Source organism: Streptomyces sp. NPDC042102, from assembly GCF_055582305.1.
In genome coordinates this window covers 218,511-244,146 of record NZ_JBVJDL010000003.1, presented here as the reverse complement: position 1 = coordinate 244,146, position 25,636 = coordinate 218,511, and the positions used below count along the sequence as shown (strand labels likewise).

Sequence of the window (25,636 nt, the reverse complement as noted above, 5' to 3'; positions counted from 1 at the left end):
ACAGCCGTACGGGCAGCGCCCGTACGGCCGGTCCGGCGGGCGCCCGTCGGCGCCCGCCCGCACTCCTGTGACGAGAGGCCCTAGCCCAGCGCCGACTTCACCGCGTCCGCGAGGCGCCCGGCGACAGCGCGCGCCTGCTCGATGTCGGCGGCCTCCACCATCACCCGGACGAGCGGCTCCGTACCGGACGGACGGAGCAGCACCCGCCCGGTGCTGCCCAGCTCCCGCTCGGCGTCGGCGACCGCCGTCGCCAGCTCGGCGGAGGTGGACACGCGGGACTTGTCGACGTCCGGAACGTTGATCAGGACCTGCGGCAGGCGCTGCATGACACCCGCGAGGTCGGCCAGGGAGCGGCCGGTGGAGGCCACCCGGGCCGCCAGCATCAGGCCGGTCAGCGTGCCGTCACCGGTGGTCGCGTGGTCGAGGATGATCACGTGGCCGGACTGCTCGCCGCCCAGCGCGTAGCCGTTCTCCTTCATCGACTCCAGCACGTAGCGGTCGCCGACGCCGGTCTGGACGAGTTCGATGCCCTCGCGCTCCATGGCCAGCTTGAAGCCCAGGTTCGACATGACGGTGCCGACGACGGTGTCGCCGCGCAGCTGCCCGCGCTCGCGCATGTCCAGCGCCAGCACCGCGAGGATCTGGTCGCCGTCGACCTCGGCGCCGGAGGCGTCCACGGCCAGGCAGCGGTCGGCGTCGCCGTCGTGCGCGATGCCGAGGTCGGCGCCGTGTTCGATCACGGCCGCCTTGAGCAGGTCCAGGTGGGTGGAGCCGCAGCCCTCGTTGATGTTGAGGCCGTCCGGCTCGGCGCCGATCGTGACGATCTCGGCGCCGGCGCGCGCGAAGGCCTCGGGCGAGACACGGGCGGCCGCGCCGTGCGCCTCGTCCAGGACGATCTTCACGCCGTCGAGGCGGTGCGGCAGGACGGCGATGAGGTGGGCGACGTACTTGTCGAAGCCCTCGTCGTAGTCGGAGACCCGGCCCACGCCCGCGCCCGTCGGGCGGTCCCAGGGGGCGCCGGTGCGGTGCTGCTCGTAGACGGCCTCGATCTGGTCCTCCAGCTCGTCGGCGAGCTTGTGGCCGCCGCGCGCGAAGAACTTGATGCCGTTGTCGGGCATGGCGTTGTGACTGGCCGACAGCATCACGCCGAGGTCGGCGCCCAGCGCACCGGTGAGATACGCCACCGCCGGGGTGGGCAGCACACCGACGCGCAGGACGTCCACGCCGGCGCTGGCGAGGCCCGCGACGACCGCGGCCTCCAGGAACTCGCCCGAGGCCCGCGGGTCGCGGCCGACCACGGCGGTCGGCCGGTGTCCCTCGAAGGTGCCCGCCTCGGCGAGCACATGGGCGGCCGCGACGGACAGACCGAGGGCCAGTTCGGCCGTCAGATCCGCGTTGGCGACGCCGCGTACGCCGTCCGTTCCGAAGAGTCGTCCCACAGTTGTCCTCCGAGTTCGCGCTGGGTACATCGTTGTACGTAACCGCGTGTGACAGGTATGTCCCGCCCCGGGCGGTAAACGAACCGCCCCGGACAGCACAGAGTGTGCCGCCGGGGCGGATTCGTGCAGAACAGCGGGCGTGATTAGCGCTTGCTGTACTGCGGAGCCTTGCGGGCCTTCTTGAGACCGGCCTTCTTGCGCTCGACCGCACGGTCGTCGCGGGAGAGGAAGCCGGCCTTCTTCAGCGCCGGGCGGTTGTTGTCCACGTCCGCCTCGTTCAGCGCACGGGCCACGCCGAGGCGCAGGGCGCCGGCCTGGCCGGAGACGCCGCCACCCGCGATGCGGGCGATGACGTCGTAGCGGCCGTCAAGCTCGAGCACCTTGAAGGGCTCGTTGACTTCCTGCTGGTGCACCTTGTTCGGGAAGTAGTCCTCGAGGGTACGACCGTTGATCTTCCACTTGCCGGTGCCCGGAACGATCCGGACGCGGGCGATGGCGTTCTTGCGACGGCCCAGGCCGGCGGCCGGCTGCGGGTCGCCGAAGCGGCCGGCGAGGGACTCGGAGGTGTAGTCACCCTCCGGCGCCTCGGACTCGAAAGTGGTGACAGCGTCGTAGGTCTCGTCGCCCTCGATGGGGGTCTCGACGGTGGTCTCGGCCACGATTCTCCTCAGAATTCTTTACGTCTTAGGGGGTGGCCGGAACTACTGCGCGACCTGGGTGATCTCGAACGGCACCGGCTGCTGGGCAGCGTGGGGGTGCTGGTCGCCCGAGTAGACCTTCAGCTTCGAGAGCATCTGACGGCCCAGGGAGTTCTTGGGGAGCATGCCCTTGATGGCCTTCTCGACGGCCTTCTCCGGGTTGTTCGCCAGGAGGTCGTCGTAGCGCACCGCGCGGAGACCGCCCGGGTAGCCGGAGTGGCGGTACGCCATCTTCTGGGACGCCTTGTTGCCGGACAGGTGGACCTTGTCGGCGTTGACGATGATGACGAAGTCGCCCATGTCCATGTGGGGGGCGTAAGTCGGCTTGTGCTTGCCCCGCAGGAGGGCAGCGGCCTGGGTCGCCAGACGGCCGAGGACAACGTCCTGGGCGTCAATGACGAGCCACTGGCGCGAGATGTCGCCGGGCTTGGGGCTGAACGTACGCACGCGTATGCCTTCGCTTCTTCAGTGGTGGGTCATCCCCAGGGCGTTAGCCCGAGGGGACGGGTCCTGACAAGGGTCACCACGGACGATCACGACAGCCCTGGTGCACTCCGGGGACGCAACCCGTGTGTACCGCTGGTCATCGGCCCGGTGGACCGGCGTAAGGCCCTTTCACGTGAGAATGAGCAAGCCAATACGCATAACGAACCAGCAGGATACCCGGGCTGCCCCGGACGGGTCAAAACGCCGAGCGGGATCCCGCTTCGGCCGGCTCGCCGGCGCGCCGCACGGCACCTGCCGTCGTCACGTCCTCCAGGTTAACCCGGGCCGGACCCAGGCACCTGCGCAGCAGGGTGAGGGCCAGCACACAGAGCGTGAAACAGTCCTTGAAGGCCCGCCGCTCCCCCTCCAGCGCCCGCGGCCACGGCACGCCCGCGATCTGCGGCCCCATGGCCACCCAGAACCACGGCGAGCGCGGCGCCGAACCCTCGCGCACCGCCGAGGCCAGCAGCAGCGGCAGCACCACCAGCAGGTAGTGGTCGAAGGACGGCCGGGACACCAGGAATGCGGCGAGCATCACCATGCAGGCCGTCTCAACCAGCCGCTGCTCCCCCGCGTCCGTGTCGTCCTCGCGCCGCCAGCGCTGCCAGGCCGCCCACAGTCCGGCCAGCGCGCCCACCCCGGCGCACAGCACCGCGACCGGCTCCGGGATCCCCAGCCGGGGCCCGACGGCGATCGGCGAGGCGTCCCAGGGCAGCGCGTACGAGTCCTGGCCCTGGAGCAGGAAGGGCAGCGTCTTGGTGAAGAACAGCGTCGGGCTCGGCATCAGCATCGCGCCGGCCAGCGACATCCCCACCGGCACCAGGACCGCCACGGCCAGCCCCCGCCACTGCCGCGCCAGCAGGAACACCAGCCCCACCGGCACCAGCATCGGCTTGCAGGCGATGGCCAGCCCCACGACGAGACCGGCCGCCCCCCAGTAGCGCCGGTGGGCCAGCAGCAGCGCCAGCGGCAGGGCGGCCGCCGAGATCGAGGTCCAGTTCCCGATCAGGACGAGGTTGAGGTACGGCTTGTAGGCCAGCGCGAAGAGGCCGAGGCCGCCGACCGCGAAGCGGGAGCGCACCGGCACCGAGAACAGCCGCATGGCCGCCCACCAGCCCACGGCCAGCAGCCCGGTCATCCCCATCGGCAGCACCCAGCGCAGCACCTGCGTGGGCAGCAGCGCCTCGGGCACCGCCATCAGCACCGCGCTCGGCAGGTAGAGGAAGCGCTTGTCCTCGTACGGCGAGCCGCCCGCGAGGAGCGTGTCCGCGGCCTTGACCACGAAGGCGTTGTCCGAGCCCCAGTTCTGCCGCAGGCTCGTCGAGACCGCGACGGAGAGCACGATCACGAGGGAGACCGCCTGCACAGAGCGGGGTGCCGGGCGCAGCAGCCAGGCCAGCAGACGGGTCCCCGAGGTGCGCTTCTCCCACTTCATGAGCCAGATGCTAGGGCGCAGCCCCACGACGCCTCCCCCTCGACTCGCTGAGGGGAACCGGAACCCCCTAGCGCTTGCGCTCGACCCTACGTTCGTCCCAGACGGGCGCTTGAGTCTCTCGCACAACACCGTCCGAACCGAAGACCAGATAGCGGTCAAAAGAGCGCGCGAACCACCGGTCGTGCGTGACGCACAGCACAGTCCCCTCGTACGACTCCAGACCGTCCTGGAGGGCCTCCGCCGATTCGAGGTCGAGGTTGTCCGTCGGCTCGTCCAGCAGCAGCGCCGTGGTGCCCGCCAGCTCCAGGAGCAGGATCTGCAGGCGCGCCTGCTGGCCGCCCGAGAGCTTCTCGAACGGCTGGTCGCCCTGGCGCTCCAGCTCGTAGCGGCGCAGCACGCTCATCGCCGCGCCCCGGTCCTTGGCGTGTTCCGTCCACAGGATGTCCACCAGCGTGCGGCCGAAAAGCTCCGGGTGCGCGTGCGTCTGCGCGAAGTGACCGGGCACCACGCGCGCCCCCAGCTTCCAGTTGCCGGTGTGGGCGACCGGGTTCGACGTGTCGCCCGCCAGCAGCCGCAGGAAGTGCGACTTGCCCGAGCCGTTCGAGCCGAGCACCGCGACCCGTTCGCCGTAGAAGACCTCCAGGTCGAACGGCTTCATCAGCCCGGTCAGCTCAAGGTTCTCGCAGGTCAGCGCCCGCACGCCGGTGCGCCCGCCCTTGAGCCGCATCCGGATGTCCTGCTCGCGCGGCGGCTCCGGCGGCGGCCCCGCCTCCTCGAACTTCTGGAACCGGGTCTGCATCGCCCGGTACCGCGAGGCCATGTCGGGGCTGATCGCGGCCTGGTTGCGCAGCCGCAGCACCAGCGCCTTCAGCCGCGCGTGCTCCTCGTCCCAGCGCCGCTTGAGCTCCTCGAAGCGCGCGAAACGCTCCTTGCGGGCGTCGTGGTACGTCGCGAAGCCCGCGCCGTGCACCCACACGTCGGTGCCCATCGGGCTCGGCTCCAGGCTGACGATCTTCTCGGCGGCCCGGGACAGCAGCTCACGGTCGTGGCTGACGAAGAGCACGGTCTTGCGCGTGGCCTTCAGCTGCTCCTCCAGCCACCGCTTGCCCGGGACGTCGAGGTAGTTGTCCGGCTCGTCGAGCAGCAGCACCTCGTCGGGCCCGCGCAGCAGCGCCTCCAGGACCAGGCGCTTCTGCTCACCGCCGGAGAGCGTGCGCACCTCGCGGAACTGCGCCCGCTCGTACGGCACGCCCAGCGCGGCCATGGTGCACACGTCCCACAAGGTCTCCGCCTCGTAGCCCCGCACGTCGGCCCAGTCGCTGAGCGCCTGCGCGTAGGCCATCTGCGCGGCCTCGTCGTCCACCGTCATGATCAGGTGCTCGGCGCGGTCCACGGCCCGGGCGGCCTCGCGGATCCGCGGCTGCGCCACGGAGACCAGCAGGTCGCGGATGGTCGTCTCGTCCCGGACGGAGCCCACGAACTGCGACATCACGCCGAGCCCGCCGCTGACGGTGACGGAGCCGCCGTGCGGCTGGAGCTCGCCGCTGATCAGCTTCAGCAGGGTGGTCTTGCCGGCGCCGTTCGCGCCGACCAGGGCGACGACCGCGCCCTCGCCGACCCGGAAGGAGACGTCGGGCAGCAGGACCCGCCCGTCCGGAAGGTAGTACTCCAGGTGGCCGGCTTCGAGATGTCCCATGCGCCGCATTGTCCCGGTCGGCGGGCGTGCGCCCAAACGGATTAGGGGACCGGGCGGGCTCAGCAGCAGCCGGGGGTCTGCGCGCCGCCGGGCAGGGTCCGCAGGTTGCGCGCCTGCCGGCTGCGCTCGGCCAGCAGTTCGTCGGCCGGGTAGCCGACCTCCTCCAGGGTCAGCCCGTGCGGCCGTACGACGTGCACGGAGGAGTCCCGTACGGCGGCGGCCAGCACCTTGCCGGGCCAGTCGACGGGCCGGTGGCCGTCGCCGACGTGCAGCAGGGCGCCGACGAGCGAGCGGACCATGTTGTGGCAGAAGGCGTCCGCCCGGACGGTCGCGGTGATCACGCCGTCCTCCGCCCGCTCCCAGCTGAGCTGCTGGAGGGTGCGGATGGTGGTGGCGCCCTCGCGCTTCCTGCAGTACGCGGCGAAGTCGTGCTCGCCGAGCAGCGCCTTCGAGGCCTCGTTCATGGCGGCCACGTCCAGCGGCCACTGGTGCCACAGCACGTGCCCGCGGCGCAGCGGGTCCACCCCGCCCCGGTGGTCCCCCACCCGGTAGGCGTAGCGGCGCCAGACGGCCGAGAAACGGGCGTTGAACCCGGCGGGGGCCTCGGCGACCCTCCACACGCGTACGTCGTGCGGCAGCCGCCCGGCGAGCCGCCGCAGGAGCTTGTCGTGGTGCTCGGCCCAGACCTCCTCGGCGAGGTCCACGTGCGCCACCTGGCCGCGGGCGTGGACGCCCGCGTCCGTCCGCCCGGCCACCGTCAGCTCCACCGGCTCGTCGAGCCGCATGACGGTCCGCAGGGCCGACTCCAGCTCGCCCTGCACGGTCCGCCGCGTGCTCTGCTTCGCCCAGCCGGAGAAGTCCTTGCCGTCGTACGACAGGTCCAGCCGCACCCGGACACGGCCGGGCTCCACCTCGTCACTCACCCGCAGATCCTCTCAAGTCGCGCGGAAAAAGCGGAACGGGCCCGCCCCCGTGAGGGGACGGACCCGTTCCAGGCCTTACGGCACCAGGGGGGCTCAGGCCTCCTTGGTCTCCTCGGCCGGAGCCTCGGTCTCGGTGGCCTCGGCCTTGGCCTCGGCCTCCTTCACCGCACGCTTGGTGGCGGCCTCGGCCTCACCGGTGGCCTGCTGGGCCACGGTCAGGGCCTCGACCAGCTCGATGACCGCCATCGGGGCGTTGTCGCCACGACGGTTGCCGATCTTGGTGATGCGGGTGTAACCACCGGGGCGGTTCTCGTACCGCGGGGCGATCTCGGTGAAGAGCGTGTGGACGATGCCCTTGTCCGTGATCGTCTGCAGGACGATGCGACGGTTGTGGATGTCGCCCTTCTTCGCCTTGGTGATCAGACGCTCGGCGACCGGACGCAGGCGGCGGGCCTTGGCCTCGGTCGTGGTGATGCGGCCGTGCTCGAAGAGCGCCTTCGCGAGGTTCGCGAGCAGCAGCTTCTCGTGCGCGGCGGAGCCGCCGAAGCGGGCGCCCTTGGTGGGACGCGGCATGGTGATTCTCCTCGTGTCTGCACCGGCCGTGTCAGGTACCGGTGTCAGTCCCTGCCGACTTTTGCCGGAGGGGGTACGGGGAGCCCGGGCGAGCCCGGGCCCCCGCAAGCCTTATCTCAGTACTGCTCGGTCTCGACGAAACCGGCGTCCGCGTCGTCGTCGGCGCCGAAGGCGTCGGCGGCAGCGGTCGGGTCGAATCCGGGCGGGCTGTCCTTGAGGGCCAGGCCCATGCCGGCCAGCTTCGCCTTGACCTCGTCGATCGACTTCGCACCGAAGTTGCGGATGTCGAGCAGGTCCGCCTCGGAGCGGGCGACGAGCTCACCCACGGAGTGGATGCCCTCGCGCTTGAGGCAGTTGTACGACCGAACGGTGAGCTCGAGCTCCTCGATCGGCAGCGCCAGGTCGGCGGCCAGGGCGGCGTCCGTCGGGGACGGGCCCATGTCGATGCCCTCGGCGTCGATGTTGAGCTCGCGGGCCAGACCGAACAGCTCGACCAGGGTCTTGCCGGCGGACGCCATGGCGTCGCGCGGGCGCATGGCCTGCTTGGTCTCGACGTCGACGATCAGCTTGTCGAAGTCGGTGCGCTGCTCGACTCGGGTCGCCTCGACCTTGTAGGTGACCTTGAGGACGGGCGAGTAGATGGAGTCGACCGGGATACGGCCGATCTCCTGGCCCACCTGCTTGTTCTGGACGGCGGAGACGTAGCCGCGACCGCGCTCGACGGTCAGCTCCATCTCCAGCTTGCCCTTGCCGTTCAGGGTGGCGAGGACGAGGTCCGGGTTGTGCACCTCGACACCGGCCGGGGGCGCGATGTCGGCAGCGGTGACCAGGCCGGGGCCCTGCTTGCGCAGGTACATCACGACCGGCTCGTCGTGCTCCGAGGAGACGACCAGCTGCTTGATGTTGAGGATCATGTCCGTGACGTCTTCCTTGACGCCCGGCACGGTGGTGAACTCGTGCAGGACGCCGTCCACGCGGATGCTGGTGACAGCGGCACCCGGGATGGAGGACAGGAGGGTACGGCGCAGGGAGTTGCCGAGGGTGTAGCCGAAGCCCGGCTCCAGCGGCTCGATCACGAACCGCGAGCGGTACTCGTCGACGACCTCTTCGGTCAGCGAAGGACGCTGAGCGATAAGCATGTCTTTTCCTTCAGTCGTGGACGCCCACTATTTGACGCCCGACATGTACTGCTGGGTACTGCAAGGGTACGGGCGGCACGGCCCCCGAAGGGGTCGTACCGCCCGGACACTCAAAGACGCACAGGTGCGTCCGCTGCGTCAGACGCGGCGGCGCTTCGGCGGACGGCAGCCGTTGTGCGGGGTGGGGGTGACGTCCTGGATCGAGCCGACCTCGAGGCCGGTGGCCTGGAGGGAGCGGATCGCGGTCTCACGGCCGGAGCCGGGACCCTTGACGAAGACGTCGACCTTGCGCATGCCGTGCTCCTGCGCGCGGCGGGCGGCCGACTCGGCGGCCATCTGCGCGGCGAAGGGGGTGGACTTGCGCGAGCCCTTGAAGCCGACGTGGCCGGCGGAGGCCCAGGAGATCACGTTGCCGGACGGGTCCGTGATCGAGACGATCGTGTTGTTGAACGTGCTCTTGATGTGCGCGTGGCCGTGAGCGACGTTCTTCTTTTCCTTGCGGCGCACCTTCTTGGCAGCGCCCTGACGACCCTTGGGGGGCATCTAAATCTCCTACGGGAGGTGGTCGGTCCTACAGCGCAAGACCGCTGAACAGGACTACTTCTTGCCCGGCTTCTTCTTACCGGCGATCGCGCGACGCGGGCCCTTGCGGGTACGCGCGTTCGTGCTGGTGCGCTGACCGTGCACCGGCAGGCCACGACGGTGGCGGATGCCCTGGTAGCACTGGATCTCGATCTTGCGGCGGATGTCGCCCTGGATCTCGCGGCGGAGGTCACCCTCGGTGCGGAGGTTGGCGTCCACGTACTCGCGGATCTTGACGAGGTCCTCTTCGGCCAGGTCACGAACGCGGGTGTTCGGGTTCACGCCGGTGGAGGCGAGGATCTCCTTGGACCGGGTGCGCCCGATACCGAAGACGTAGGTGAGTGCGATCTCCACACGCTTTTCGCGCGGGATGTCAACACCGGAAACGCGTGCCATTCAATGGCTCCTGTGTGTTCGGGGGTCTTCCGCAGAGCCGCTCCCGGTAGGCCGTACGAGGTACCAGTCGGGTCTCCGGCCCCCGCCGGAGGTGCCGCCGACCCTTGCGGGCTGGGCGGGCTCTGCGTATGTACGTATTACGTGCGTCGCGCGAAGAACTGCGAAAGTTGCAGGTCGGTCGGCGTGCGTCAGCCCTGGCGCTGCTTGTGGCGCAGGTTGTCGCAGATGACCATGACCCGGCCGTGACGGCGGATCACCTTGCACTTGTCGCAGATCTTCTTGACGCTCGGCTTGACCTTCATGTTGGTGAGGTTCTCCGGGTCAGTGCCACCACCCGCACCGGGACCGATGCCCAGGCAGGAGTGAAAGCAAGATCTACTTGTATCGGTAGACGATCCGGCCACGCGTCAGGTCGTACGGAGAGAGCTCCACCACGACCCGGTCATCGGGGAGGATACGGATGTAGTGCATCCGCATCTTGCCGCTGATGTGCGCGAGGACCTTGTGACCGTTCTGGAGTTCCACCTTGAACATGGCGTTCGGGAGGGACTCGATCACGGTGCCCTCGATCTCGATGGCACCTTGCTTCTTGGCCACGCTTCGCCTTTCGAATCGGCTACCTTGATCGGCTGACGGGCATGGGAATGCACGTGAGCCGACGAGTCAGTCTACGTCAGGGCACCCAGAAAGACGAATCCGGAAAGTTTGCCCACGAGTCTAGATCATTACGCCGACATGTCGACGGGGCCGGGGGCCGCTCAGCCCAGGGGGTCGGGCGCCGTCGTCACGCCGTACTCCGCGAGCTTGGCCTTCCCGCAGTCCGGGGACGTCAGGACGATCGGGCCGGCCTCCGTCAGGGCGACCGAGTGCTCCCAGTGGGAGGACCAGGTGCCGTCGGTGGTGATGACCGTCCAGTCGTCCGCGAGGACCTCGGTACGGGGCGTGCCCAGGGAGACCATCGGCTCGATGGCCAGGCAGACGCCCGGGACCAGCTTGATGCCCTTGCCGCGCTTGCGCGAGACGTAGTTCAGCAGGTGGGGGTCCATGTGCATCTCCGAGCCGATGCCGTGGCCGCCGTACTCCTCGATGATCCCGAACTTGCCGAGGCTGTGGTCGCCGGCCGCCGGCCGCGGCTGGCGCTTGATGTAGGCCTCGATCGCCCGCGAGATGTCGACCAGGCGGTTGCCGGCCTTCATCGCGGCGATGCCCGCCCACATCGACTCCTCGGTCACCCGGGAGAGCTCGATCAGCTCCGGGGCGTGACCGGTGCCCACGAAGGCCGTGTACGCCGCGTCGCCGTGCCAGCCCTCCACGATCGCGCCCGCGTCGATCGAGATGATGTCGCCGTCCTTGAGGACCGTCTTGTCGTCCGGGATGCCGTGCACGACGACCTCGTTCACCGAGGTGCAGATGGTCGCGGGGAAGCCCCCGTACCCCAGGAAGTTCGACTTCGCCCCGTGGTCGGCGATCACCTTGCGGGCGACCATGTCCAGATCCCGCGTCGTGGCGCCCGGCACGGCCGCCTCCCGGGTCGCCGCGTGAATGGCGGCGACGACCAGACCGGCCTCCCGCATCTTCGCGATCTGCTCGGGAGTCTTCAGCTGGACCATGGACGTGTGCCTTCCACCTTCGGGAGTACGGGGTACCGGGTACGGAGTACGGGGTAAACGGGGATGAGCCGTATCAACAGTACGGCCGCGGCGTCCGGTGGACACCGCGGCCGTACAGCGCTACAGCGCGGAACTACTTCTTCAGCGCTTCCATGGCGCGCTTCGTGACGTCCTGCACCTCGCCGAGGGCGGCGATCGTCACGAGCAGGCCCTGGGCCTTGTAGTAGTCGATGATCGGCTCGGTCTGCGTGTGGTAGACCTCCAGCCGAGTGCGGACGGTCTCCTCGGAGTCGTCGCCGCGCTGGTACAGCTCGCCGCCGCAGACGTCGCAGACGCCCCCGGTCTTCGGCGGGGCGTACGTCACGTGGAAGACGTGCGCGGAGTCGTTGCGGCAGATCCGGCGACCGGCGATCCGCTTGACCACCTCGTCCTCCTCGACCTCCAGGTCGAGGACGGCGTCCAGCTTCATGCCGGCGGCCTGGAGCATGCCGTCCAGCGCCTCCGCCTGGGAGACGTTGCGCGGGAACCCGTCCAGCAGGAAGCCGCCGACGGCGTCGGGCTGCTCCATGCGGTCCTTCGCCATCCCGATGGTCACCGTGTCCGGGACCAGGTCGCCGGCGTCCATGAACGCCTTCGCCTGCTTGCCCAGCTCGGTGCCCTGGCTGATGTTCGCGCGGAACAGGTCGCCCGTGGAGATGTGCGGGATGTTCAGGTTCTTGGCAAGGAACGCGGCCTGCGTTCCCTTGCCCGCACCGGGAGGCCCGACGAGGACGATACGCATCAGCGGAGGAACCCTTCGTAATTGCGCTGCTGGAGCTGGCTCTCGATCTGCTTCACGGTTTCCAGACCCACACCCACGATGATCAGGATGCTCGTCCCGCCGAACGGGAAGTTCTGGTTCGCCCCGAAGCCCGCCAACGCCATCGTCGGCACAAGAGCGATGAGACCCAGGTACAGCGACCCCGGCCAGGTGATCCGGTTGAGCACGTAGCTCAGGTACTCGGCAGTAGGACGGCCCGCCCGGATACCCGGGATGAAGCCACCATACTTCTTCATGTTGTCCGCTACTTCCTCGGGGTTGAACGAAATCGCCACGTAGAAGAACGCGAAGAAAACGATCAGGATGAAGTAGACGGCGATGTAGTAGGGGTGGTCGCCCTTGACGAAGTGCTTCTGGATCCAGGTGGCCCAGCCGGCGGTCGAACCGCTGAACTGCACGATGAGCGCCGGGATGTACAGCAGCGACGAGGCGAAGATGACCGGAATGATGCCGGCCTGGTTCACCTTGAGCGGGATGTAGGTCGACGTGCCGCCGTAGGCACGACGGCCGATCATGCGCTTCGCGTACTGGACCGGGATGCGGCGCTGCGCCTGCTCGACGAAGACCACCAGGCCGACCATCGCGAGGCCGACGAGCATGACGACGCCGAACTCGACCCAGCCGTCGGCGATCTTGCCCTGGAGCTTGATCTGCCACAGCGCGCCGATGAAGCCGGCGGCGATCGAGATGAACATGAGGATCGACATGCCGTTGCCGATGCCGCGGTCGGTGATGAGCTCGCCGAGCCACATGACGACACAGGTACCGGCGGTCATCGTGATGACCATGACGACGGTGGTGAAGATCGTCCGGTCGGGAACGATCTGGCTGGCGACCTGGCAGCCCTGGAAGAGCGCACCGGAGCGGGCCGTGGCGACGAGGCCGGTGCCCTGGAGGATGGCGAGGGCGACCGTCAGGTAACGCGTGTACTGCGTGATCTTCGCGGTACCGGCCTGCCCCTCCTTCTTCAGGTTCTCCAGCTTGGGAATGACCACGGTCAGCAGCTGCAGGATGATGCTCGCCGTGATGTACGGCATGATGCCGAGCGCGAAGATCGTGATCTGCAGCAGCGCACCGCCGCTGAACATGTTCACCAGACCGAACAGGCCGTTGGAACTGCCGGCCTGGTCCACGCAGATCTGGACGTTCTTGTAGCTCACGCCGGGTACCGGGATGTGGGACCCGAGCCGGAACAGCACGATGATGCCGAGCGTGAAGAGCAGCTTCTTGCGCAGGTCGGGCGTCTTGAACGCCCGGGCGAACGCGGTGAGCACGGTGCCTCCTGCGACCCCCGCGCTACTGCGTCAGAGGTGACGGTCTGAAGGAATCGACGTATACGACAAAGCAAAGGTGCAGGCCACCTTACCGGCGACTGCGCCCCCCGTGGAACGACCAACCGGGGATGCCCCATTTGTGAGGCATCCCCGGTCGGTTTTATTCGCTATGAGCCACTGAACTCGTCTCAGACGAGCTCGGTGACGGTGCCGCCCGCAGCGGCAATCTTCTCCTTGGCGGAGCCGGAAACGGCGTCAACCGAAACCTGCAGCGCCACGGAGATCTCGCCCTGGCCCAGGACCTTGACGAGGCTGTTCTTGCGAACGGCGCCCTTCTCGACCAGCCCGGCCACGGTGACCTCTCCACCCTCGGGGTAGAGCTCGGCCAGCTTGGCCAGGTTGACGACCTGGTACTCCGTACGGAACGGGTTCTTGAAGCCCTTCAGCTTCGGGAGGCGCATGTGGAGGGGCATCTGCCCACCCTCGAAGCGCTCCGGAACCTGGTAACGGGCCTTGGTGCCCTTGGTACCACGACCGGCCGTCTTACCCTTCGACGCCTCACCGCGACCCACACGGGTCTTCGCGGTCTTGGCGCCCGGGGCGGGACGGAGGTTGTGGATCTTGAGCGGGTTGTTCTCCGCCATGATCAGTCGACCTCCTCAACCGTCACGAGGTGGCGGACGGTGTGCACCATGCCGCGGAACTCGGGGCGGTCCTCCTTGACGACCACGTCGTTCAGGCGCTTGAGCCCGAGCGAACGCAGGGTGTCGCGGTGGTTCTGCTTGCTACCGATGTACGACTTCGTCTGCGTGATCTTGAGGCGAGCCATTACGCACCCGCCCCAGCACGCGCACGAAGGAGAGCCGCGGGGGCGACGTCCTCGAGCGGCAGACCGCGGCGGGCCGCGATCTCCTCGGGACGCTGCAGGCCCTTGAGGGCCTCCACGGTCGCGTGCACGATGTTGATCGCGTTGTCGGAGCCGAGCGACTTCGACAGGATGTCGTGAACGCCGGCGCACTCCAGAACGGCGCGCACCGGGCCACCGGCGATAACACCGGTACCGGGGGAAGCAGGCTTCAGCAGGACGACGCCCGCCGCCTTCTCACCCTGGATGGGGTGCGGGATGGTGCCCTGGATACGGGGGACCTTGAAGAAGTGCTTCTTGGCCTCCTCCACACCCTTGGCGATGGCGGCCGGCACCTCCTTGGCCTTGCCGTAACCGACACCTACGGTGCCGTCACCGTCACCCACCACGACGAGCGCGGTGAAGGAGAAACGACGACCACCCTTGACAACCTTGGCGACGCGGTTGATCGCGACAACGCGCTCAACGTACGCGGTCTTCTCGGCGGCAGCAGCGCCACCGTCGCGACCCTTCCGGTCCCGCCGCTCGCCGCCACCGGCACCGCTGCCGCGGCGCTGGGGTCCAGCCATTGGATTACCTCTCTCTGTTACGTCCGTTAGTCCCGGAACCGGGGCTTAGAACTTCAGCCCGGCTTCGCGGGCGGCGTCAGCCAGAGCGGCAATGCGCCCGGCGTACCTGTTGCCACCACGGTCGAACACGACGGCCTCGACGCCGGCGGCCTTGGCGCGCTCAGCGACCAGGGCACCGACCTGCTTGGCCTGCGCGGACTTGTCACCCTCGCCACCGCGGATCGAAACGTCCAGGGTCGACGCGGACGCCAGGGTGTGACCCTGGAGGTCGTCGATGACCTGAGCGACGATGTTGCGGTTGGAACGCGTCACGACGAGGCGCGGACGCTCCGCCGTACCCGACACGTTCTTGCGGATGCGGATGTGGCGGCGAGCCTTGGCCGCACGCTTGTAAGCGTCGCCCTTGGCGATCTTCACACCGTATGCCATGGCTTACTTACCAGCCTTTCCGACCTTGCGGCGGATGACCTCGCCGGCGTACTTGACGCCCTTGGCCTTGTACGGGTCGGGCTTCCGCAGCTTGCGGATGTTCGCCGCGACCTCGCCGACCTTCTGCTTGTCGATGCCCTCGACCGAGAACTTGGTCGGCGACTCGACCTTGAAGGAGATGCCCTCGGGGGCCTCCACCAGGATCGGGTGGCTGTAGCCGAGCTGGAACTCCAGGTCGGAGCCCTTCGCGGCGACGCGGTAACCGACACCGCTGATCTCGAGCGCCTTGGTGTATCCCGTGGTCACACCGGTGATCATGTTGGCCACCAGCGTGCGGGACAGGCCGTGGAGGGCCTTGTTCTGACGCTCGTCGTTCGGACGGGTGACGTTCAGAACGCCGTCCTCGCCCTTAACGATCTCGATGGGGGCGGCAACGGTGTGCGTCAGGGAGCCCTTGGAGCCCTTGACGGTGACCGTGCGGCCATCGATGGTGACGTCCACGCCGGCGGGAACCGGGATGGGGAGCTTGCCGATACGAGACATAGCTTTTCCTCCGTTCCCGACTACCAGACGTAGGCGAGGACTTCCCCACCCACGCCCTTCTTCTGCGCCTGCTGGCCGGTCAGGAGACCGTGGGACGTGGAGATGATCGCCACGCCCAGGCCACCGAGAACCTTCGGCAGGTTGGTGGACTTCGCGTACACGCGCAGACCCGGCTTCGAGATGCGCTTGATGCCGGCGATCGAGCGCTCGCGGTTCGGACCGAACTTCAGCTCGAGAACGAGGTTCTTACCGACCTCGGCGTCCTCGACCTTCCAGCCGGTGATGAAACCCTCCTGCTTGAGGATTTCCGCGATGTGCGACTTGATCTTGCTGTGCGGCATCACGACCTGGTCGTGGTACGCCGAGTTTGCGTTACGCAGACGAGTCAGCATGTCTGCGATCGGGTCAGTCATGGTCATGAATCGGCCTTCGGCCTCTCTCGCCGGGGTTTCCTGTATGCGCCATCCCTCTCCCCACACAGGGGCGGGACGGGTGCGGCGCGGGGACCTACGGCGTAGTAAGTCGGTAGGGCGGCGGACGCCCAACCCCACAAGCCTACGGCATGCGGGATGGGCGGTCCGCCGACCTGATGCTTACCGAGAGCGTCTGGAAGCCTCAACACCCAAAGGGTGAAGGGACTACCAGGAGCTCTTGGTCACGCCCGGCAGCTCGCCACGGTGAGCCATCTCACGAAGGCACACGCGGCACAGGCCGAACTTGCGGTACACGGAGTGCGGGCGGCCGCAGCGCTGGCAGCGGGTGTACGCACGCACACCGAACTTGGGCTTACGAGCAGCCTTGGCAATGAGAGCCTTCTTCGCCATCTCGCTTACGCCTCCTTGAAGGGGAAGCCGAGGTGACGGAGGAGCGCGCGGCCCTCAGCGTCGTTGGTCGCCGTGGTGACCACGGTGATGTCCATACCCCGGACGCGGTCGATCTTGTCCTGGTCGATCTCGTGGAACATGACCTGCTCCGTGAGACCGAAGGTGTAGTTGCCACGGCCGTCGAACTGCTTCGGCGACAGGCCGCGGAAGTCGCGGATGCGCGGCAGCGCGAGCGACAGGGTGCGGTCCAGGAACTCCCACATGCGGTCGCCACGCAGGGTGACGTGCGCACCGATCGGCTGGCCCTCACGCAGCTTGAACTGCGCGATGGACTTGCGGGCCTTGGTGACGGCCGGCTTCTGACCGGTGATCGTGGTGAGGTCGCGAATGGCGCCGTCGATCAGCTTGGAGTCGCGGGCGGCGTCGCCCACACCCATGTTGACCACGATCTTCACGAGGCCGGGAACCTGCATGACGTTCTCGTAGGAGAACTCCTCACGCAGCTTGCCCGCGATCTCCTCGCGGTACTTCGTCTTCAGACGCGGAGTGGTAGCCATCAGATGTCCTCACCCGTGCGCTTGGCAACGCGGATCTTGTTGCCCTCGTCGTCGAAGCGGTAACCGACGCGGGTGACGACCTTCTTGCCGTCCTTCTCCACGACCAGCTGAACGTTGCTGACGTGGATCGGGGCCTCGGTGATCACAATGCCACCGGCCTGCGAACCACCAGCGGTCTGACCAGCCTTGGTGTGCTTCTTGACCCGGTTGACACCCTCGACCAGGACGCGGTTCTCAGTCGGCATGGCCTGGATGACCTTGCCCTGCTTGCCCTTGTCCTTGCCGGTGATGACCTGAACCAGGTCGCCCTTCTTGATCTTCATGCTTACAGCACCTCCGGCGCGAGCGAGATGATCTTCATGAACTTCTTCTCGCGCAGCTCACGGCCGACGGGGCCGAAGATACGGGTGCCGCGAGGGTCGCCGTCGTTCTTCAGAATGACGGCGGCGTTCTCGTCGAAGCGGATGTACGAGCCGTCCTGGCGGCGGCGCTCCTTGACGGTGCGAACGATGACCGCCTTGACGACGTCACCCTTCTTCACGTTGCCACCGGGGATCGCGTCCTTGACGGTGGCGACGATGACGTCACCGATGCCCGCGTAGCGGCGACCCGAACCACCGAGAACACGGATGCAAAGGATCTCCTTGGCACCAGTGTTGTCGGCGACACGCAGTCGCGACTCCTGCTGGATCACGTCTATCTCCTGTTTGTCTGCCGGTTCCCGGCCGGGGCTTCGGTGAAGCCCCGGCCGAGCCTGGCGGAACGAATCCGGGGGAAACCCCCCGGACTAATTACTTGGCCTTCTCGAGGATCTCGACGACGCGCCACCGCTTGGTGGCGGACAGCGGCCGGGTCTCCATCAGGAGGACGCGGTCGCCGATGCCGGCGGCGTTCTGCTCGTCGTGCGCCTTGAGCTTGTTCGTACGGCGGATGACCTTGCCGTACAGCGCGTGCTTGACGCGGTCCTCGACGGCGACGACGACGGTCTTGTCCATCTTGTCGCTGACGACCAGACCCTCACGGGTCTTGCGGAAACCGCGCTCGGTCTTGTTCTCAGTCACGTTGTTCTCGCTCATCAGGCGCTCTCCACCGTCTCGATGCCGAGCTCGCGCTCGTGCATCAGGGTGTAGATCCGGGCGATGTCCTTGCGGACGGCCTTGAGCCGGCCGTTGTTCTCCAGCTGACCCGTGGCCGCCTGGAAACGGAGCTTGAACAGCTCTTCCTTGGCCTCACGCAGCTTGGCAACGAGCTCCTCGTTGCCGAGCTCGCGCAGTTCCGACGCCTTGGTACCGGCCGCCATCACGACTCACCTGCCTCGCGCTTGACGATCCGGCACTTCATCGGCAGCTTGTGGGCCGCACGAGTCAGAGCCTCACGCGCAATCTTCTCGTTCGGGTAGGACAGTTCGAACATGACCCGGCCCGGGTGCACGTTCGCGATCCACCACTCCGGGGAACCCTTACCGGAACCCATGCGGGTCTCGGCGGGCTTCTTCGTCAGCGGACGGTCCGGGTAGATGTTGATCCAGACCTTGCCGCCACGCTTGATGTGGCGGGTCATCGCGATACGAGCCGCCTCGATCTGGCGGTTCGTCACGTAGGCCGGGGTCACCGCCTGGATGCCGTACTCGCCGAATGCGACCTCAGTGCCACCCTTCGCCATACCGCGACGCTTCGGGTGGTGCTGCTTGCGGTGCTTGACCCTACGAGGGATCAGCATGTCGGTCAGGCCTCCGTTCCGGTGCTCTCAGCCGGAGCGGCGGCAGCGGCCTCGGCCTTGGGGGCCTCGGCAGCAGCAGCCTGCTGCGGCTTGCGGCCGCCACGGCCGCCACGCTCGCCACCGCGACCACCACGGCCACCGGCCGGACGGTCGGCGCCACCACGGGCCGGGCGGTTGCCCGCGCGGGCCGCAGCGTTCTCGGCGCGAACCTCGGCGATGTTCTTGACATCGCCCTTGTAGATCCAGACCTTCACGCCGATGCGGCCGAAGGTGGTCTTGGCCTCGAAGAAGCCGTACTCGACGTTCGCGCGCAGCGTGTGCAGCGGCACACGACCCTCGCGGTAGAACTCCGAGCGGGACATCTCGGCGCCGCCGAGACGGCCGCCACACTGGATCTTGATGCCCTTGGCGCCGGCCTTCATGGCGGACTGCATGCTCTTGCGCATGGCCCGACGGAAGGAGACGCGGGAGGACAGCTGCTCGGCGACGGCCTGGGCCACCAGCTGAGCGTCGACCTCGGGGTTCTTGACCTCGAGGATGTTCAGCTGGACCTGCTTGCCGGTCAGCTTCTCCAGGTCGCCGCGGATGCGGTCGGCCTCGGCGCCGCGGCGGCCGATGACGATGCCCGGGCGAGCGGTGTGGATGTCCACGCGGACACGGTCACGGGTGCGCTCGATCTCAACCTTCGAGATACCGGCGCGCTCCATGCCGGACGTCATCATCCGACGGATGGCGACGTCTTCCTTGACGTAGTCCTTGTACAGCTTGTCGGCGTACCAACGCGACTTGAAGTCGGTGGTGATGCCGAGCCGGAACCCGTGCGGGTTTACCTTCTGGCCCATTACCGGGTTCCTTCCTTGCTGCTGACGACCACGGTGATGTGGGAGGTCCGCTTGCGGATCCGGTAGGCACGGCCCTGGGCGCGCGGACGGAACCGCTTCAGGGTCGGACCCTCGTCAACAAACGCCTCGCTGATGACCAGCGAGGAGGCGTCCGTGTGGTTGTAGTTGTGCGCGGCGTTGGCGATGGCGCTGTCAAGCACCTTGCCGACCGGCACAGACGCGGCCTGCGGGGCGAAACGCAGGACCGCCTGGGCCTCCGTGGCGTCCATGCCACGGATGAGGTCCACCACACGGCGGGCCTTCATGGGCGTGACGCGGATGTACCGCGCCTGGGCCCTGGCTTCCATGGTTGTCCCTTCGATGTAAGTCATTAGTCAGTCCACCCCGCGATTAGCGGCGCTTCGACTTCCGGTCGTCCTTGACGTGGCCGCGGAAGGTGCGAGTCGGCGAGAACTCGCCGAGCTTGTGGCCGACCATGGACTCGGTGACGAACACCGGGACATGGGTCTTGCCGTTGTGCACCGCGATGGTGTGACCCAGCATGCTGGGGATGATCATCGAGCGACGGGACCAGGTCTTGATGACGTTCTTGGTGCCGGCTTCGTTCTGGGCGTCCACCTTCTTTACGAGGTGGTCGTCGACGAAGGGCCCCTTCTTGAGACTGCGCGGCATCTAAACCCGCTCCTAGCGCTTCTTGTTCGTCTTGCGGCGGCGGACGATGTACTTGCTCGAAGCCTTCTTCGGCGAGCGAGTACGACCCTCCTTCTGACCCCACGGGGAGACCGGGTGGCGACCACCGGAGGTCTTGCCCTCACCACCACCGTGCGGGTGGTCAACCGGGTTCATCGCGACACCGCGGACGGTCGGGCGGACGCCCTTCCAGCGCATGCGGCCGGCCTTGCCCCAGTTGATGTTCGACTGCTCGGCGTTGCCGACCTCGCCGACGGTGGCGCGGCAGCGCACGTCGACCAGGCGGATCTCACCGGACGGCATACGGAGGTGCGCCATGGCACCTTCCTTCGCCAGCAGCTGCACGGAGGCGCCCGCGGAACGGGCGAACTTGGCACCGCCACCGGGACGGAGCTCGATCGCGTGGATCGTGGTACCGACCGGGATGTTGCGGAGCGCCAGGTTGTTACCGGGCTTGATGTCGGCCGTCGGGCCGTTCTCGATCCGGTCGCCCTGGTTCAGGCCGCGCGGAGCGATGATGTAGCGCTTCTCGCCGTCCGCGTAGTGCAGAAGAGCGATGCGAGCGGTGCGGTTGGGGTCGTACTCGATGTGCGCGACCTTGGCCGGCACGCCGTCCTTGTCGTGACGACGGAAGTCGATCACTCGGTAGGCGCGCTTGTGTCCGCCACCCTGGTGGCGAACGGTCACACGACCGGCGTTGTTACGGCCGCCCTTGCTGTGCAGGGGGCGGACCAGCGACTTCTCCGGCGTGGACCGCGTGATCTCGACAAAGTCGGCGACGCTGGAGCCACGACGGCCCGGAGTCGTCGGCTTGTACTTGCGGATACCCATTTCTCAGTCCTCGTCCGATATTCGGACCAGGGCGCTCCGTTAGGAGGCCTGGCCGAAGATGTCGATACGGTCGCCCTCGGCAAGGGTCACGATGGCGCGCTTGGTGTTGGCACGCTTGCCGAACCCCGTCTTGGTGCGCTTGCGCTTGCCCTGGCGGTTGATCGTGTTGACCCCGGTGACCTTGACCGAGAAGACCGCCTCGACGGCCTGCCTGATCTGGGTCTTGTTCGCACGCGGGTCGACGACGAACGTGTACTTGTTCTCGTCCAGCAGCGCGTAGCTCTTCTCGGAGACGACCGGCTTGATCAGCAGGTCGCGCGGGTCCGTGAAGGTCTTGCTGGTGATCGTGGCCTCAGACATCAGCCCTCGTTCCCTTCGGTCTCAGCGGCCTTGGGGCCAGACACGAAGGACTCGAGAGCGGCCTGGGTGAAGACCACGTCGTCCGAGACGAGCACGTCGTACGTGTTCAGCTGGCCCGGCTCCAGGATGTGCACCTGGGGCAGGTTGCGGGCGGACAGCCACGCGGCCTCGTCGGCGCGGTCGACGACCAGGAGCAGGTTCTTGCGCTCCGAGATCTTGCCGAACAGCGTCTTGGCGGCCTTGGTGGAGGCGGCACCCTCGACCACGCCGGAGACGACGTGGATGCGGGAGTGACGGGCCCGGTCGGTGAGGGCGCCACGCAGAGCGGCGGCCTTCATCTTCTTCGGGGTCCGCTGCGAGTAGTCACGCGGCACGGGGCCGTGGACGACGCCACCGCCGGCGAACTGCGGCGCACGGGTCGAACCCTGACGGGCGCGGCCGGTGCCCTTCTGGCGGTACGGCTTCTTACCACCACCACGGACCTCGCCACGCGTCTTGACCTTGTGCGTACCCTGACGGGCAGCGGCCAGCTGCGCGACGACGACCTGGTGGATCAGCGGAACGCTGACCTTGGCGTCGAAGATCTCGGCCGGGAGCTCGACGGTCCCGGTCTTGTCGCCTGCGGGCGACAGAATGTCAATGGTGCTCATAGTCCTCAGGCCCCCTTGGCCGCAGTGCGGACCAGGACGAGGCCGCCGTTCGGACCAGGAACCGCGCCCTTGATGAGCAGCAGGCCCTTCTCCGCGTCAACGGCGTGAACGGTCAGGTTCTGGGTGGTGACCCGCTCGTTGCCCATGCGGCCAGCCATGCGGAGGCCCTTGAACACACGGCCCGGGGTGGCGCAGCCACCGATGGAACCGGGAGAGCGGTGCTTGCGCTGCGTACCGTGACCGGCACCCAGACCACGGAAGTTGTGGCGCTTCATGACACCGGCGAAGCCCTTGCCCTTGCTCTTGCCCGTGACGTCAACCTTGACGCCGGACTCGAACACCTCGGCAGTGATCTCCTGGCCGAGCGTGTACTCGCTGGCGTCGGAGGTACGGAGCTCCACCAGGTGGCGGCGCGGGGTCACGTCGGCCTTGGCGAAGTGGCCCTTGAGGGGCTTGTTCACCTTGCGCGGGTCGATCTCGCCGAAGGCGATCTGAACCGACTCGTAGCCGTCGATGTCGTTGGTACGGACCTGGGTCACGACACAGGGCCCGGCCTTGACGACGGTCACCGGGACGACACGGTTGTTCTCGTCCCAGACCTGGGTCATGCCGAGCTTCTCGCCCAGGACGCCCTTGATCTGCTTTGCCATCTTCTCGACGCCTCTCAGAGCTTGATCTCGATGTCGACGCCGGCCGGAAGGTCCAGGCGCATCAGCGAGTCAACGGTCTTGGGCGTCGGGTCGAGGATGTCGATCAGGCGCTTGTGCGTGCGCATCTCGAAGTGCTCGCGCGAGTCCTTGTACTTGTGCGGCGACTTGATGACGCAGTACACGTTCTTCTCAGTGGGCAGCGGCACCGGGCCCGCGACCGACGCACCAGTGCGGGTCACCGTCTCGACGATCTTCTTCGCCGAGGAGTCGATGACCTCGTGGTCGTAGGCCTTGAGCCGGATGCGGATCTTCTGTCCCGCCATGGCTACTCAGTAGTCCTTTGTCTAGTGAAAACGCTCTGGTACTCGGCCGGCTGCGCTCTCGCGCCGCTTCTCTCCGACCCACGCGGTCGGGCGTGTCGCACTCCCGCCAGAGAAAATTCCCATACGGAAATTCCCTGCTCAGAGGGGATGCGGTCCAGACCCGGTCCGCGGTTCGGGGGAGAAACACCCACCGAGTGCCTGGCGAGTACCCCGCCCACGCTTCCCGGAAGATTCCCGTACGTCCGCCCCATTGCTGCCCCGAGGGGCAGGTAAAGGCGACGAGTACTGTGGGACTCGCTTCCGGTCCTCCCGGCGGGAGGCGCGCAGCATCGGCACTCAACCGAGCAACCCCGACAGTCTGCCATACGAGACACGTACTGCGCCAATCGGGGCCCTAGACAATACCCGCCTGCGGGGACACGTCAAACCGCGCCACGCAGGGCCGCGGGGCTTCCGCCACACGGGCCGCGGCGGCCGAAACGGCGGGGGGGACCCGGTTCGTACCGCGCCCGCCCCGCCGCTCCGCCTCGGCTACTTCGGGTCCTCGAACGGCGCCCGGCGGCCGCAGACCTTCGGCCAGTCCTTGGCGGCGACGTTCGCGCACCAGATGTGGCCGTCGTCGGCGCTGGGCTTCCAGTCCTGGATGATCGGCTCGGCGCACTTCTTGACCGGGGAGAAGCGCGGGCACGTGCCGTTCGGCTTCTTGATCGTGTGGGCGCGCCAGGCGTCGATGCCCATCGTGTCCTGCGAGTTGTTCGCGGCCTCGGCCGCCGGCATGTAGCGGTTGACCGACCAGGAGGCGCCCATGGTCGCGAACAGCGCGGTCACGCAGATCAGGCCCGCCACCAGCTGCTGGACGACCCGCCGCGGCACGACCGGGGCCGCGCCCGCGTCGGCGCCGCGCCGCAGGGTGCGCTCGGCCCAGCCGGAGCCGCGCCGAACCGTGATCATCAGGCCCAGCACGGCCAGGATCATCAGGCAGTACATGATGATCCAGGTGGTCCGGGGGTAGAGCTGGACGGCCTTCTCGTGCGCCATGTGGGAGGCGAACCAGAAGCGGGCCAGCCACGCGCCGACCAGGACCGCCGCCGTCGTGCGCACGACGATGCTGCGCAGCCCCAGGCCGATGCCCAGGCCCACGCCGAGCAGCAGGAGCAGCGTGAAGGCGCTCTGGCCGGCCATCTCGCCCGCCACCGGCCAGGTCTCGTACGTCAGCGTGCCCGCGCGGTCGGAGGCCCAGCCCATGACGTACGCGGGGTCGGCGTAGACCGACAGGTAGGCGTAGCGGTCCGGGGTCTGGGAGCCCAGCCGGATCATCTGGTACAGCAGCGGGGCGCCGACGACGCCGGCCGTGACCACGGTGGCGCCGAGGTAGGCGCCGGCCCGGCCGCGGGCGGCCGCGCCACCGCGCCAGGGGAAGACGAACAGGGCCAGCAGGAACACGCCGGGAGCGGCCCAGACGTACCAGCCGGAGTACCAGAGGAAGAGGATGCCGAAGACCAGGCCCAGGCCCGCGCCGCGCAGCAGGGCCGCGCGCACGGAGCGCCCGGCGGACCGCCGGATCTCGCGCATGAAGTAGGCGAGCAGCGGCAGCAGCACGATCATGACGACGTGGCTGTACGGGCGGATCGGGTCGAGGAAGAGCACGGCCGAGGGGACCGCGATCAGCAGGGCCCAGAAGGGGCGCAGCAGCAGCCGCCAGGCCAGGTACGCCATCGGCCCGGCCAGGGCGCTGAAGAAGATCTGCATGTCGTGCAGGGCGAAGCCGGCGCTGCCGATGCCGTCGTAGCGGATCTTCGCCCAGGCGGCCATCAGGGCCGGGAAGCCGGGCGGGTAGATGCCCGACATGCCTTCGCCGTGCAGGAAGGAGTTGGCCATGGCGATCAGGACGCTCGGGTCGCCCTCCTGGCCGCCGAGCGGCCAGGGGGTGCCGCGCAGCGCGACGACGATGCCGCCGGCGATCACGCCGGTGGACAGGCCGGCCAGCGCGGCGCAGACCAGGCGCTTGACGGTCTCGTGGCGCCGCAGCGCGCCGCGGTAGGCCGTGTACAGCAGCAGCGCGAGCAGCGGCAGGGCGAGGATCGCCACGTACTGCTGGAGCTTGGCGAGGCCGCTGACCTGGCCGATGCGGTTCATCGGGTTCACGCTGATGTGCCGGGCCAGGAGCGTGTAGCCGAGGGCGGCGCCGACGCTGACCAGGATCTCGGCCAGGGCGCGCACCCAGCGCCGGGACATCCACGAGGCCGCTCGGCCGCGCGGGGCGGAGTCGGCGGGGCTGCCGTCCGCGCTCCCGGGCCGGCGCTGCGCCGTGGCGGCCTCTCCGACCGCCTCGGGGGCCAGGTTCGTCATCTCAGTCCATTTCCGTCGCGACGTCACCGCGAACAGCGTGCTGCGGCCGTATGTCTGCTGCTGGCCGCCCCGGTACGGCCGCCGTGGTGGCGGCTGGGGCGGCTGGGCGCGGTCTCGGCGCCCGCGCGCCGCGCGCGACGGGGTCGCCGGCGCAGCATGGAGCACGTGCATCCGGGAGGCGCGTGGAAGCGGCTCCCCGTGGCACGTGTGCGCACGACCTTGGCGTCCCCCCGCGGCAACCGTACCAAGTGCCGGCGGCGCTCCGGCGGCCCGTGCGTGCACGGTGGGTGCCGCCGCCCCCCGGCCGGGACCCGCCCGGACCCGCCGGGGCGGCGGCCGGCGGGGGCGGCCGTCGGGGCGGCCG

Annotated in this window: 37 protein-coding genes; all 37 read right to left on the bottom strand. The window is 68.3% G+C overall.

Annotated features, from left to right (window positions below; genetic code table 11):
- Window positions 1–80 precede the first annotated feature (80 nt).
- Window positions 81–1,439, bottom strand: a complete 1,359-nt coding sequence (gene glmM, locus ACZ6KO_RS14445) for a phosphoglucosamine mutase (RefSeq protein WP_469304299.1) — start codon at window positions 1,437–1,439, stop codon at window positions 81–83.
- A gap of 143 nt (window positions 1,440–1,582) precedes the next feature.
- Window positions 1,583–2,098, bottom strand: coding sequence for a 30S ribosomal protein S9 (rpsI, locus tag ACZ6KO_RS14440; RefSeq protein ID WP_401452409.1), 516 nt, complete (start codon window positions 2,096–2,098; stop codon window positions 1,583–1,585).
- Between the two features lie 42 nt (window positions 2,099–2,140).
- The gene (gene rplM, locus ACZ6KO_RS14435; protein WP_401452407.1) at window positions 2,141–2,584 is read right to left on the bottom strand and encodes a 50S ribosomal protein L13; all 444 of its coding nucleotides are present in this window, start codon (window positions 2,582–2,584) and stop codon (window positions 2,141–2,143) included.
- 235 nt (window positions 2,585–2,819) lie between these two features.
- Window positions 2,820–4,058 carry a glycosyltransferase family 87 protein gene (locus ACZ6KO_RS14430; protein WP_469304298.1) on the bottom strand — a complete coding sequence of 413 codons (1,239 nt, stop codon included), beginning with the start codon at window positions 4,056–4,058 and terminating at the stop codon, window positions 2,820–2,822.
- Between the two features lie 67 nt (window positions 4,059–4,125).
- On the bottom strand, window positions 4,126–5,754 hold the full coding sequence (locus tag ACZ6KO_RS14425) for an ABC-F family ATP-binding cassette domain-containing protein (protein WP_469304297.1): 1,629 nt from the start codon (window positions 5,752–5,754) through the stop codon (window positions 4,126–4,128).
- Window positions 5,755–5,813: 59 nt separating this feature from the next.
- Window positions 5,814–6,677: a tRNA pseudouridine(38-40) synthase TruA gene (gene truA, locus ACZ6KO_RS14420; protein ID WP_469304296.1), complete on the bottom strand. Its 864-nt coding sequence runs from the start codon at window positions 6,675–6,677 to the stop codon at window positions 5,814–5,816.
- Window positions 6,678–6,770: 93 nt separating this feature from the next.
- The gene (gene rplQ / locus ACZ6KO_RS14415) at window positions 6,771–7,250 is read right to left on the bottom strand and encodes a 50S ribosomal protein L17 (protein WP_469304295.1); all 480 of its coding nucleotides are present in this window, start codon (window positions 7,248–7,250) and stop codon (window positions 6,771–6,773) included.
- 116 nt (window positions 7,251–7,366) lie between these two features.
- On the bottom strand, window positions 7,367–8,389 hold the full coding sequence (locus ACZ6KO_RS14410) for a DNA-directed RNA polymerase subunit alpha (RefSeq protein WP_401452398.1): 1,023 nt from the start codon (window positions 8,387–8,389) through the stop codon (window positions 7,367–7,369).
- Between the two features lie 138 nt (window positions 8,390–8,527).
- The gene (gene rpsK, locus ACZ6KO_RS14405; RefSeq protein WP_003956432.1) at window positions 8,528–8,932 is read right to left on the bottom strand and encodes a 30S ribosomal protein S11; all 405 of its coding nucleotides are present in this window, start codon (window positions 8,930–8,932) and stop codon (window positions 8,528–8,530) included.
- Window positions 8,933–8,986: 54 nt separating this feature from the next.
- Window positions 8,987–9,367, bottom strand: coding sequence for a 30S ribosomal protein S13 (gene rpsM, locus ACZ6KO_RS14400; RefSeq protein ID WP_007265919.1), 381 nt, complete (start codon window positions 9,365–9,367; stop codon window positions 8,987–8,989).
- A 188-nt stretch (window positions 9,368–9,555) separates the two neighbouring features.
- The gene (gene rpmJ, locus ACZ6KO_RS14395; protein ID WP_003956441.1) at window positions 9,556–9,669 is read right to left on the bottom strand and encodes a 50S ribosomal protein L36; all 114 of its coding nucleotides are present in this window, start codon (window positions 9,667–9,669) and stop codon (window positions 9,556–9,558) included.
- A gap of 73 nt (window positions 9,670–9,742) precedes the next feature.
- Complete coding sequence (gene infA / locus ACZ6KO_RS14390; RefSeq protein ID WP_003956442.1) at window positions 9,743–9,964, bottom strand: translation initiation factor IF-1; 222 nt, start codon at window positions 9,962–9,964, stop codon at window positions 9,743–9,745.
- Between the two features lie 161 nt (window positions 9,965–10,125).
- Entirely contained in the window at window positions 10,126–10,977 is an 852-nt protein-coding gene (map, locus tag ACZ6KO_RS14385) for a type I methionyl aminopeptidase (RefSeq protein ID WP_469304294.1), read from the bottom strand.
- Window positions 10,978–11,110: 133 nt separating this feature from the next.
- Window positions 11,111–11,758, bottom strand: a complete 648-nt coding sequence (locus ACZ6KO_RS14380; RefSeq protein ID WP_469304293.1) for an adenylate kinase — start codon at window positions 11,756–11,758, stop codon at window positions 11,111–11,113.
- Complete coding sequence (gene secY, locus ACZ6KO_RS14375) at window positions 11,758–13,071, bottom strand: preprotein translocase subunit SecY (protein WP_401452392.1); 1,314 nt, start codon at window positions 13,069–13,071, stop codon at window positions 11,758–11,760. The genes ACZ6KO_RS14380 and secY overlap by 1 nt, the downstream gene beginning before the upstream one ends.
- A 188-nt stretch (window positions 13,072–13,259) precedes the next feature.
- Window positions 13,260–13,715 carry a 50S ribosomal protein L15 gene (gene rplO / locus ACZ6KO_RS14370; protein WP_366474133.1) on the bottom strand — a complete coding sequence of 152 codons (456 nt, stop codon included), beginning with the start codon at window positions 13,713–13,715 and terminating at the stop codon, window positions 13,260–13,262.
- A gap of 2 nt (window positions 13,716–13,717) precedes the next feature.
- Window positions 13,718–13,900, bottom strand: coding sequence for a 50S ribosomal protein L30 (gene rpmD / locus ACZ6KO_RS14365; protein ID WP_005313525.1), 183 nt, complete (start codon window positions 13,898–13,900; stop codon window positions 13,718–13,720).
- A complete protein-coding gene (gene rpsE / locus ACZ6KO_RS14360) occupies window positions 13,900–14,505 on the bottom strand; it encodes a 30S ribosomal protein S5 (RefSeq protein ID WP_030201551.1) in 606 nt (201 codons plus the stop codon). Before rpsE ends, rpmD begins: the two co-directional genes overlap by 1 nt.
- Window positions 14,506–14,550: 45 nt before the next feature.
- On the bottom strand, window positions 14,551–14,934 hold the full coding sequence (gene rplR, locus ACZ6KO_RS14355; protein WP_366474134.1) for a 50S ribosomal protein L18: 384 nt from the start codon (window positions 14,932–14,934) through the stop codon (window positions 14,551–14,553).
- Between the two features lie 3 nt (window positions 14,935–14,937).
- A complete protein-coding gene (rplF, locus tag ACZ6KO_RS14350) occupies window positions 14,938–15,477 on the bottom strand; it encodes a 50S ribosomal protein L6 (protein ID WP_042812337.1) in 540 nt (179 codons plus the stop codon).
- A gap of 20 nt (window positions 15,478–15,497) precedes the next feature.
- Window positions 15,498–15,896: a 30S ribosomal protein S8 gene (rpsH, locus tag ACZ6KO_RS14345; protein WP_079429302.1), complete on the bottom strand. Its 399-nt coding sequence runs from the start codon at window positions 15,894–15,896 to the stop codon at window positions 15,498–15,500.
- 219 nt (window positions 15,897–16,115) lie between these two features.
- Window positions 16,116–16,301, bottom strand: coding sequence for a type Z 30S ribosomal protein S14 (locus ACZ6KO_RS14340; protein ID WP_003956452.1), 186 nt, complete (start codon window positions 16,299–16,301; stop codon window positions 16,116–16,118).
- 5 nt (window positions 16,302–16,306) lie between these two features.
- Window positions 16,307–16,858 (bottom strand): 50S ribosomal protein L5, encoded by a 552-nt coding sequence (rplE, locus tag ACZ6KO_RS14335; RefSeq protein ID WP_469304292.1) that lies wholly within the window; start codon window positions 16,856–16,858, stop codon window positions 16,307–16,309.
- Window positions 16,858–17,181 (bottom strand): 50S ribosomal protein L24, encoded by a 324-nt coding sequence (gene rplX, locus ACZ6KO_RS14330; RefSeq protein WP_401452384.1) that lies wholly within the window; start codon window positions 17,179–17,181, stop codon window positions 16,858–16,860. The genes rplE and rplX overlap by 1 nt, the downstream gene beginning before the upstream one ends.
- Window positions 17,182–17,183: 2 nt before the next feature.
- Entirely contained in the window at window positions 17,184–17,552 is a 369-nt protein-coding gene (gene rplN, locus ACZ6KO_RS14325; protein WP_003956455.1) for a 50S ribosomal protein L14, read from the bottom strand.
- Window positions 17,553–17,649: 97 nt separating this feature from the next.
- On the bottom strand, window positions 17,650–17,934 hold the full coding sequence (gene rpsQ / locus ACZ6KO_RS14320; RefSeq protein ID WP_401452382.1) for a 30S ribosomal protein S17: 285 nt from the start codon (window positions 17,932–17,934) through the stop codon (window positions 17,650–17,652).
- On the bottom strand, window positions 17,934–18,158 hold the full coding sequence (gene rpmC, locus ACZ6KO_RS14315; protein ID WP_030773828.1) for a 50S ribosomal protein L29: 225 nt from the start codon (window positions 18,156–18,158) through the stop codon (window positions 17,934–17,936). The genes rpsQ and rpmC overlap by 1 nt, the downstream gene beginning before the upstream one ends.
- A complete protein-coding gene (gene rplP, locus ACZ6KO_RS14310) occupies window positions 18,158–18,577 on the bottom strand; it encodes a 50S ribosomal protein L16 (RefSeq protein ID WP_469304291.1) in 420 nt (139 codons plus the stop codon). Before rplP ends, rpmC begins: the two co-directional genes overlap by 1 nt.
- Window positions 18,578–18,582: 5 nt before the next feature.
- Window positions 18,583–19,419, bottom strand: a complete 837-nt coding sequence (rpsC, locus tag ACZ6KO_RS14305; protein WP_401452378.1) for a 30S ribosomal protein S3 — start codon at window positions 19,417–19,419, stop codon at window positions 18,583–18,585.
- On the bottom strand, window positions 19,419–19,766 hold the full coding sequence (gene rplV, locus ACZ6KO_RS14300; protein WP_226734108.1) for a 50S ribosomal protein L22: 348 nt from the start codon (window positions 19,764–19,766) through the stop codon (window positions 19,419–19,421). Before rplV ends, rpsC begins: the two co-directional genes overlap by 1 nt.
- A gap of 43 nt (window positions 19,767–19,809) precedes the next feature.
- The gene (rpsS, locus tag ACZ6KO_RS14295; RefSeq protein WP_007265903.1) at window positions 19,810–20,091 is read right to left on the bottom strand and encodes a 30S ribosomal protein S19; all 282 of its coding nucleotides are present in this window, start codon (window positions 20,089–20,091) and stop codon (window positions 19,810–19,812) included.
- 12 nt (window positions 20,092–20,103) lie between these two features.
- Window positions 20,104–20,940, bottom strand: a complete 837-nt coding sequence (gene rplB, locus ACZ6KO_RS14290) for a 50S ribosomal protein L2 (RefSeq protein WP_150209239.1) — start codon at window positions 20,938–20,940, stop codon at window positions 20,104–20,106.
- Between the two features lie 39 nt (window positions 20,941–20,979).
- Window positions 20,980–21,300, bottom strand: a complete 321-nt coding sequence (gene rplW / locus ACZ6KO_RS14285; RefSeq protein WP_469304290.1) for a 50S ribosomal protein L23 — start codon at window positions 21,298–21,300, stop codon at window positions 20,980–20,982.
- Window positions 21,300–21,950 (bottom strand): 50S ribosomal protein L4, encoded by a 651-nt coding sequence (gene rplD / locus ACZ6KO_RS14280; protein ID WP_469304289.1) that lies wholly within the window; start codon window positions 21,948–21,950, stop codon window positions 21,300–21,302. The genes rplW and rplD overlap by 1 nt, the downstream gene beginning before the upstream one ends.
- A gap of 5 nt (window positions 21,951–21,955) precedes the next feature.
- The gene (gene rplC / locus ACZ6KO_RS14275) at window positions 21,956–22,600 is read right to left on the bottom strand and encodes a 50S ribosomal protein L3 (protein WP_150209236.1); all 645 of its coding nucleotides are present in this window, start codon (window positions 22,598–22,600) and stop codon (window positions 21,956–21,958) included.
- Window positions 22,601–22,614: 14 nt separating this feature from the next.
- Window positions 22,615–22,923 carry a 30S ribosomal protein S10 gene (gene rpsJ / locus ACZ6KO_RS14270; protein ID WP_003948644.1) on the bottom strand — a complete coding sequence of 103 codons (309 nt, stop codon included), beginning with the start codon at window positions 22,921–22,923 and terminating at the stop codon, window positions 22,615–22,617.
- Between the two features lie 531 nt (window positions 22,924–23,454).
- Window positions 23,455–25,272: a hypothetical protein gene (locus ACZ6KO_RS14265; RefSeq protein WP_469304288.1), complete on the bottom strand. Its 1,818-nt coding sequence runs from the start codon at window positions 25,270–25,272 to the stop codon at window positions 23,455–23,457.
- Between the last annotated feature and the right edge of the window lie 364 nt (window positions 25,273–25,636).

What these genes read in the sequence shown, in the direction of transcription:
- ACZ6KO_RS14430 (WP_469304298.1), bottom strand. Translation starts at nt 4,058, where the DNA reads ATGAAGTGGGAGAAGCGCACCTCGGGGACCCGTCTGCTGGCCTGGCTG.
- ACZ6KO_RS14425 (WP_469304297.1), bottom strand. Translation starts at nt 5,754, where the DNA reads ATGGGACATCTCGAAGCCGGCCACCTGGAGTACTACCTTCCGGACGGG.
- rplQ (WP_469304295.1), bottom strand. Translation starts at nt 7,250, where the DNA reads ATGCCGCGTCCCACCAAGGGCGCCCGCTTCGGCGGCTCCGCCGCGCAC.
- ACZ6KO_RS14410 (WP_401452398.1), bottom strand. Translation starts at nt 8,389, where the DNA reads ATGCTTATCGCTCAGCGTCCTTCGCTGACCGAAGAGGTCGTCGACGAG.
- rpsK (WP_003956432.1), bottom strand. Translation starts at nt 8,932, where the DNA reads ATGCCCCCCAAGGGTCGTCAGGGCGCTGCCAAGAAGGTGCGCCGCAAG.
- rpsM (WP_007265919.1), bottom strand. Translation starts at nt 9,367, where the DNA reads ATGGCACGCGTTTCCGGTGTTGACATCCCGCGCGAAAAGCGTGTGGAG.
- rpmJ (WP_003956441.1), bottom strand. Translation starts at nt 9,669, where the DNA reads ATGAAGGTCAAGCCGAGCGTCAAGAAGATCTGCGACAAGTGCAAGGTG.
- map (WP_469304294.1), bottom strand. Translation starts at nt 10,977, where the DNA reads ATGGTCCAGCTGAAGACTCCCGAGCAGATCGCGAAGATGCGGGAGGCC.
- ACZ6KO_RS14380 (WP_469304293.1), bottom strand. Translation starts at nt 11,758, where the DNA reads ATGCGTATCGTCCTCGTCGGGCCTCCCGGTGCGGGCAAGGGAACGCAG.
- rplO (WP_366474133.1), bottom strand. Translation starts at nt 13,715, where the DNA reads ATGGCGGAGAACAACCCGCTCAAGATCCACAACCTCCGTCCCGCCCCG.
- rpmD (WP_005313525.1), bottom strand. Translation starts at nt 13,900, where the DNA reads ATGGCTCGCCTCAAGATCACGCAGACGAAGTCGTACATCGGTAGCAAG.
- rpsE (WP_030201551.1), bottom strand. Translation starts at nt 14,505, where the DNA reads ATGGCTGGACCCCAGCGCCGCGGCAGCGGTGCCGGTGGCGGCGAGCGG.
- rplR (WP_366474134.1), bottom strand. Translation starts at nt 14,934, where the DNA reads ATGGCATACGGTGTGAAGATCGCCAAGGGCGACGCTTACAAGCGTGCG.
- rplF (WP_042812337.1), bottom strand. Translation starts at nt 15,477, where the DNA reads ATGTCTCGTATCGGCAAGCTCCCCATCCCGGTTCCCGCCGGCGTGGAC.
- rpsH (WP_079429302.1), bottom strand. Translation starts at nt 15,896, where the DNA reads ATGACCATGACTGACCCGATCGCAGACATGCTGACTCGTCTGCGTAAC.
- ACZ6KO_RS14340 (WP_003956452.1), bottom strand. Translation starts at nt 16,301, where the DNA reads ATGGCGAAGAAGGCTCTCATTGCCAAGGCTGCTCGTAAGCCCAAGTTC.
- rplE (WP_469304292.1), bottom strand. Translation starts at nt 16,858, where the DNA reads ATGGCTACCACTCCGCGTCTGAAGACGAAGTACCGCGAGGAGATCGCG.
- rplX (WP_401452384.1), bottom strand. Translation starts at nt 17,181, where the DNA reads ATGAAGATCAAGAAGGGCGACCTGGTTCAGGTCATCACCGGCAAGGAC.
- rpsQ (WP_401452382.1), bottom strand. Translation starts at nt 17,934, where the DNA reads ATGAGCGAGAACAACGTGACTGAGAACAAGACCGAGCGCGGTTTCCGC.
- rpmC (WP_030773828.1), bottom strand. Translation starts at nt 18,158, where the DNA reads ATGGCGGCCGGTACCAAGGCGTCGGAACTGCGCGAGCTCGGCAACGAG.
- rplP (WP_469304291.1), bottom strand. Translation starts at nt 18,577, where the DNA reads ATGCTGATCCCTCGTAGGGTCAAGCACCGCAAGCAGCACCACCCGAAG.
- rpsC (WP_401452378.1), bottom strand. Translation starts at nt 19,419, where the DNA reads ATGGGCCAGAAGGTAAACCCGCACGGGTTCCGGCTCGGCATCACCACC.
- rplV (WP_226734108.1), bottom strand. Translation starts at nt 19,766, where the DNA reads ATGGAAGCCAGGGCCCAGGCGCGGTACATCCGCGTCACGCCCATGAAG.
- rpsS (WP_007265903.1), bottom strand. Translation starts at nt 20,091, where the DNA reads ATGCCGCGCAGTCTCAAGAAGGGGCCCTTCGTCGACGACCACCTCGTA.
- rplB (WP_150209239.1), bottom strand. Translation starts at nt 20,940, where the DNA reads ATGGGTATCCGCAAGTACAAGCCGACGACTCCGGGCCGTCGTGGCTCC.
- rplW (WP_469304290.1), bottom strand. Translation starts at nt 21,300, where the DNA reads ATGTCTGAGGCCACGATCACCAGCAAGACCTTCACGGACCCGCGCGAC.
- rplD (WP_469304289.1), bottom strand. Translation starts at nt 21,950, where the DNA reads ATGAGCACCATTGACATTCTGTCGCCCGCAGGCGACAAGACCGGGACC.
- rplC (WP_150209236.1), bottom strand. Translation starts at nt 22,600, where the DNA reads ATGGCAAAGCAGATCAAGGGCGTCCTGGGCGAGAAGCTCGGCATGACC.
- rpsJ (WP_003948644.1), bottom strand. Translation starts at nt 22,923, where the DNA reads ATGGCGGGACAGAAGATCCGCATCCGGCTCAAGGCCTACGACCACGAG.
- ACZ6KO_RS14265 (WP_469304288.1), bottom strand. Translation starts at nt 25,272, where the DNA reads ATGACGAACCTGGCCCCCGAGGCGGTCGGAGAGGCCGCCACGGCGCAG.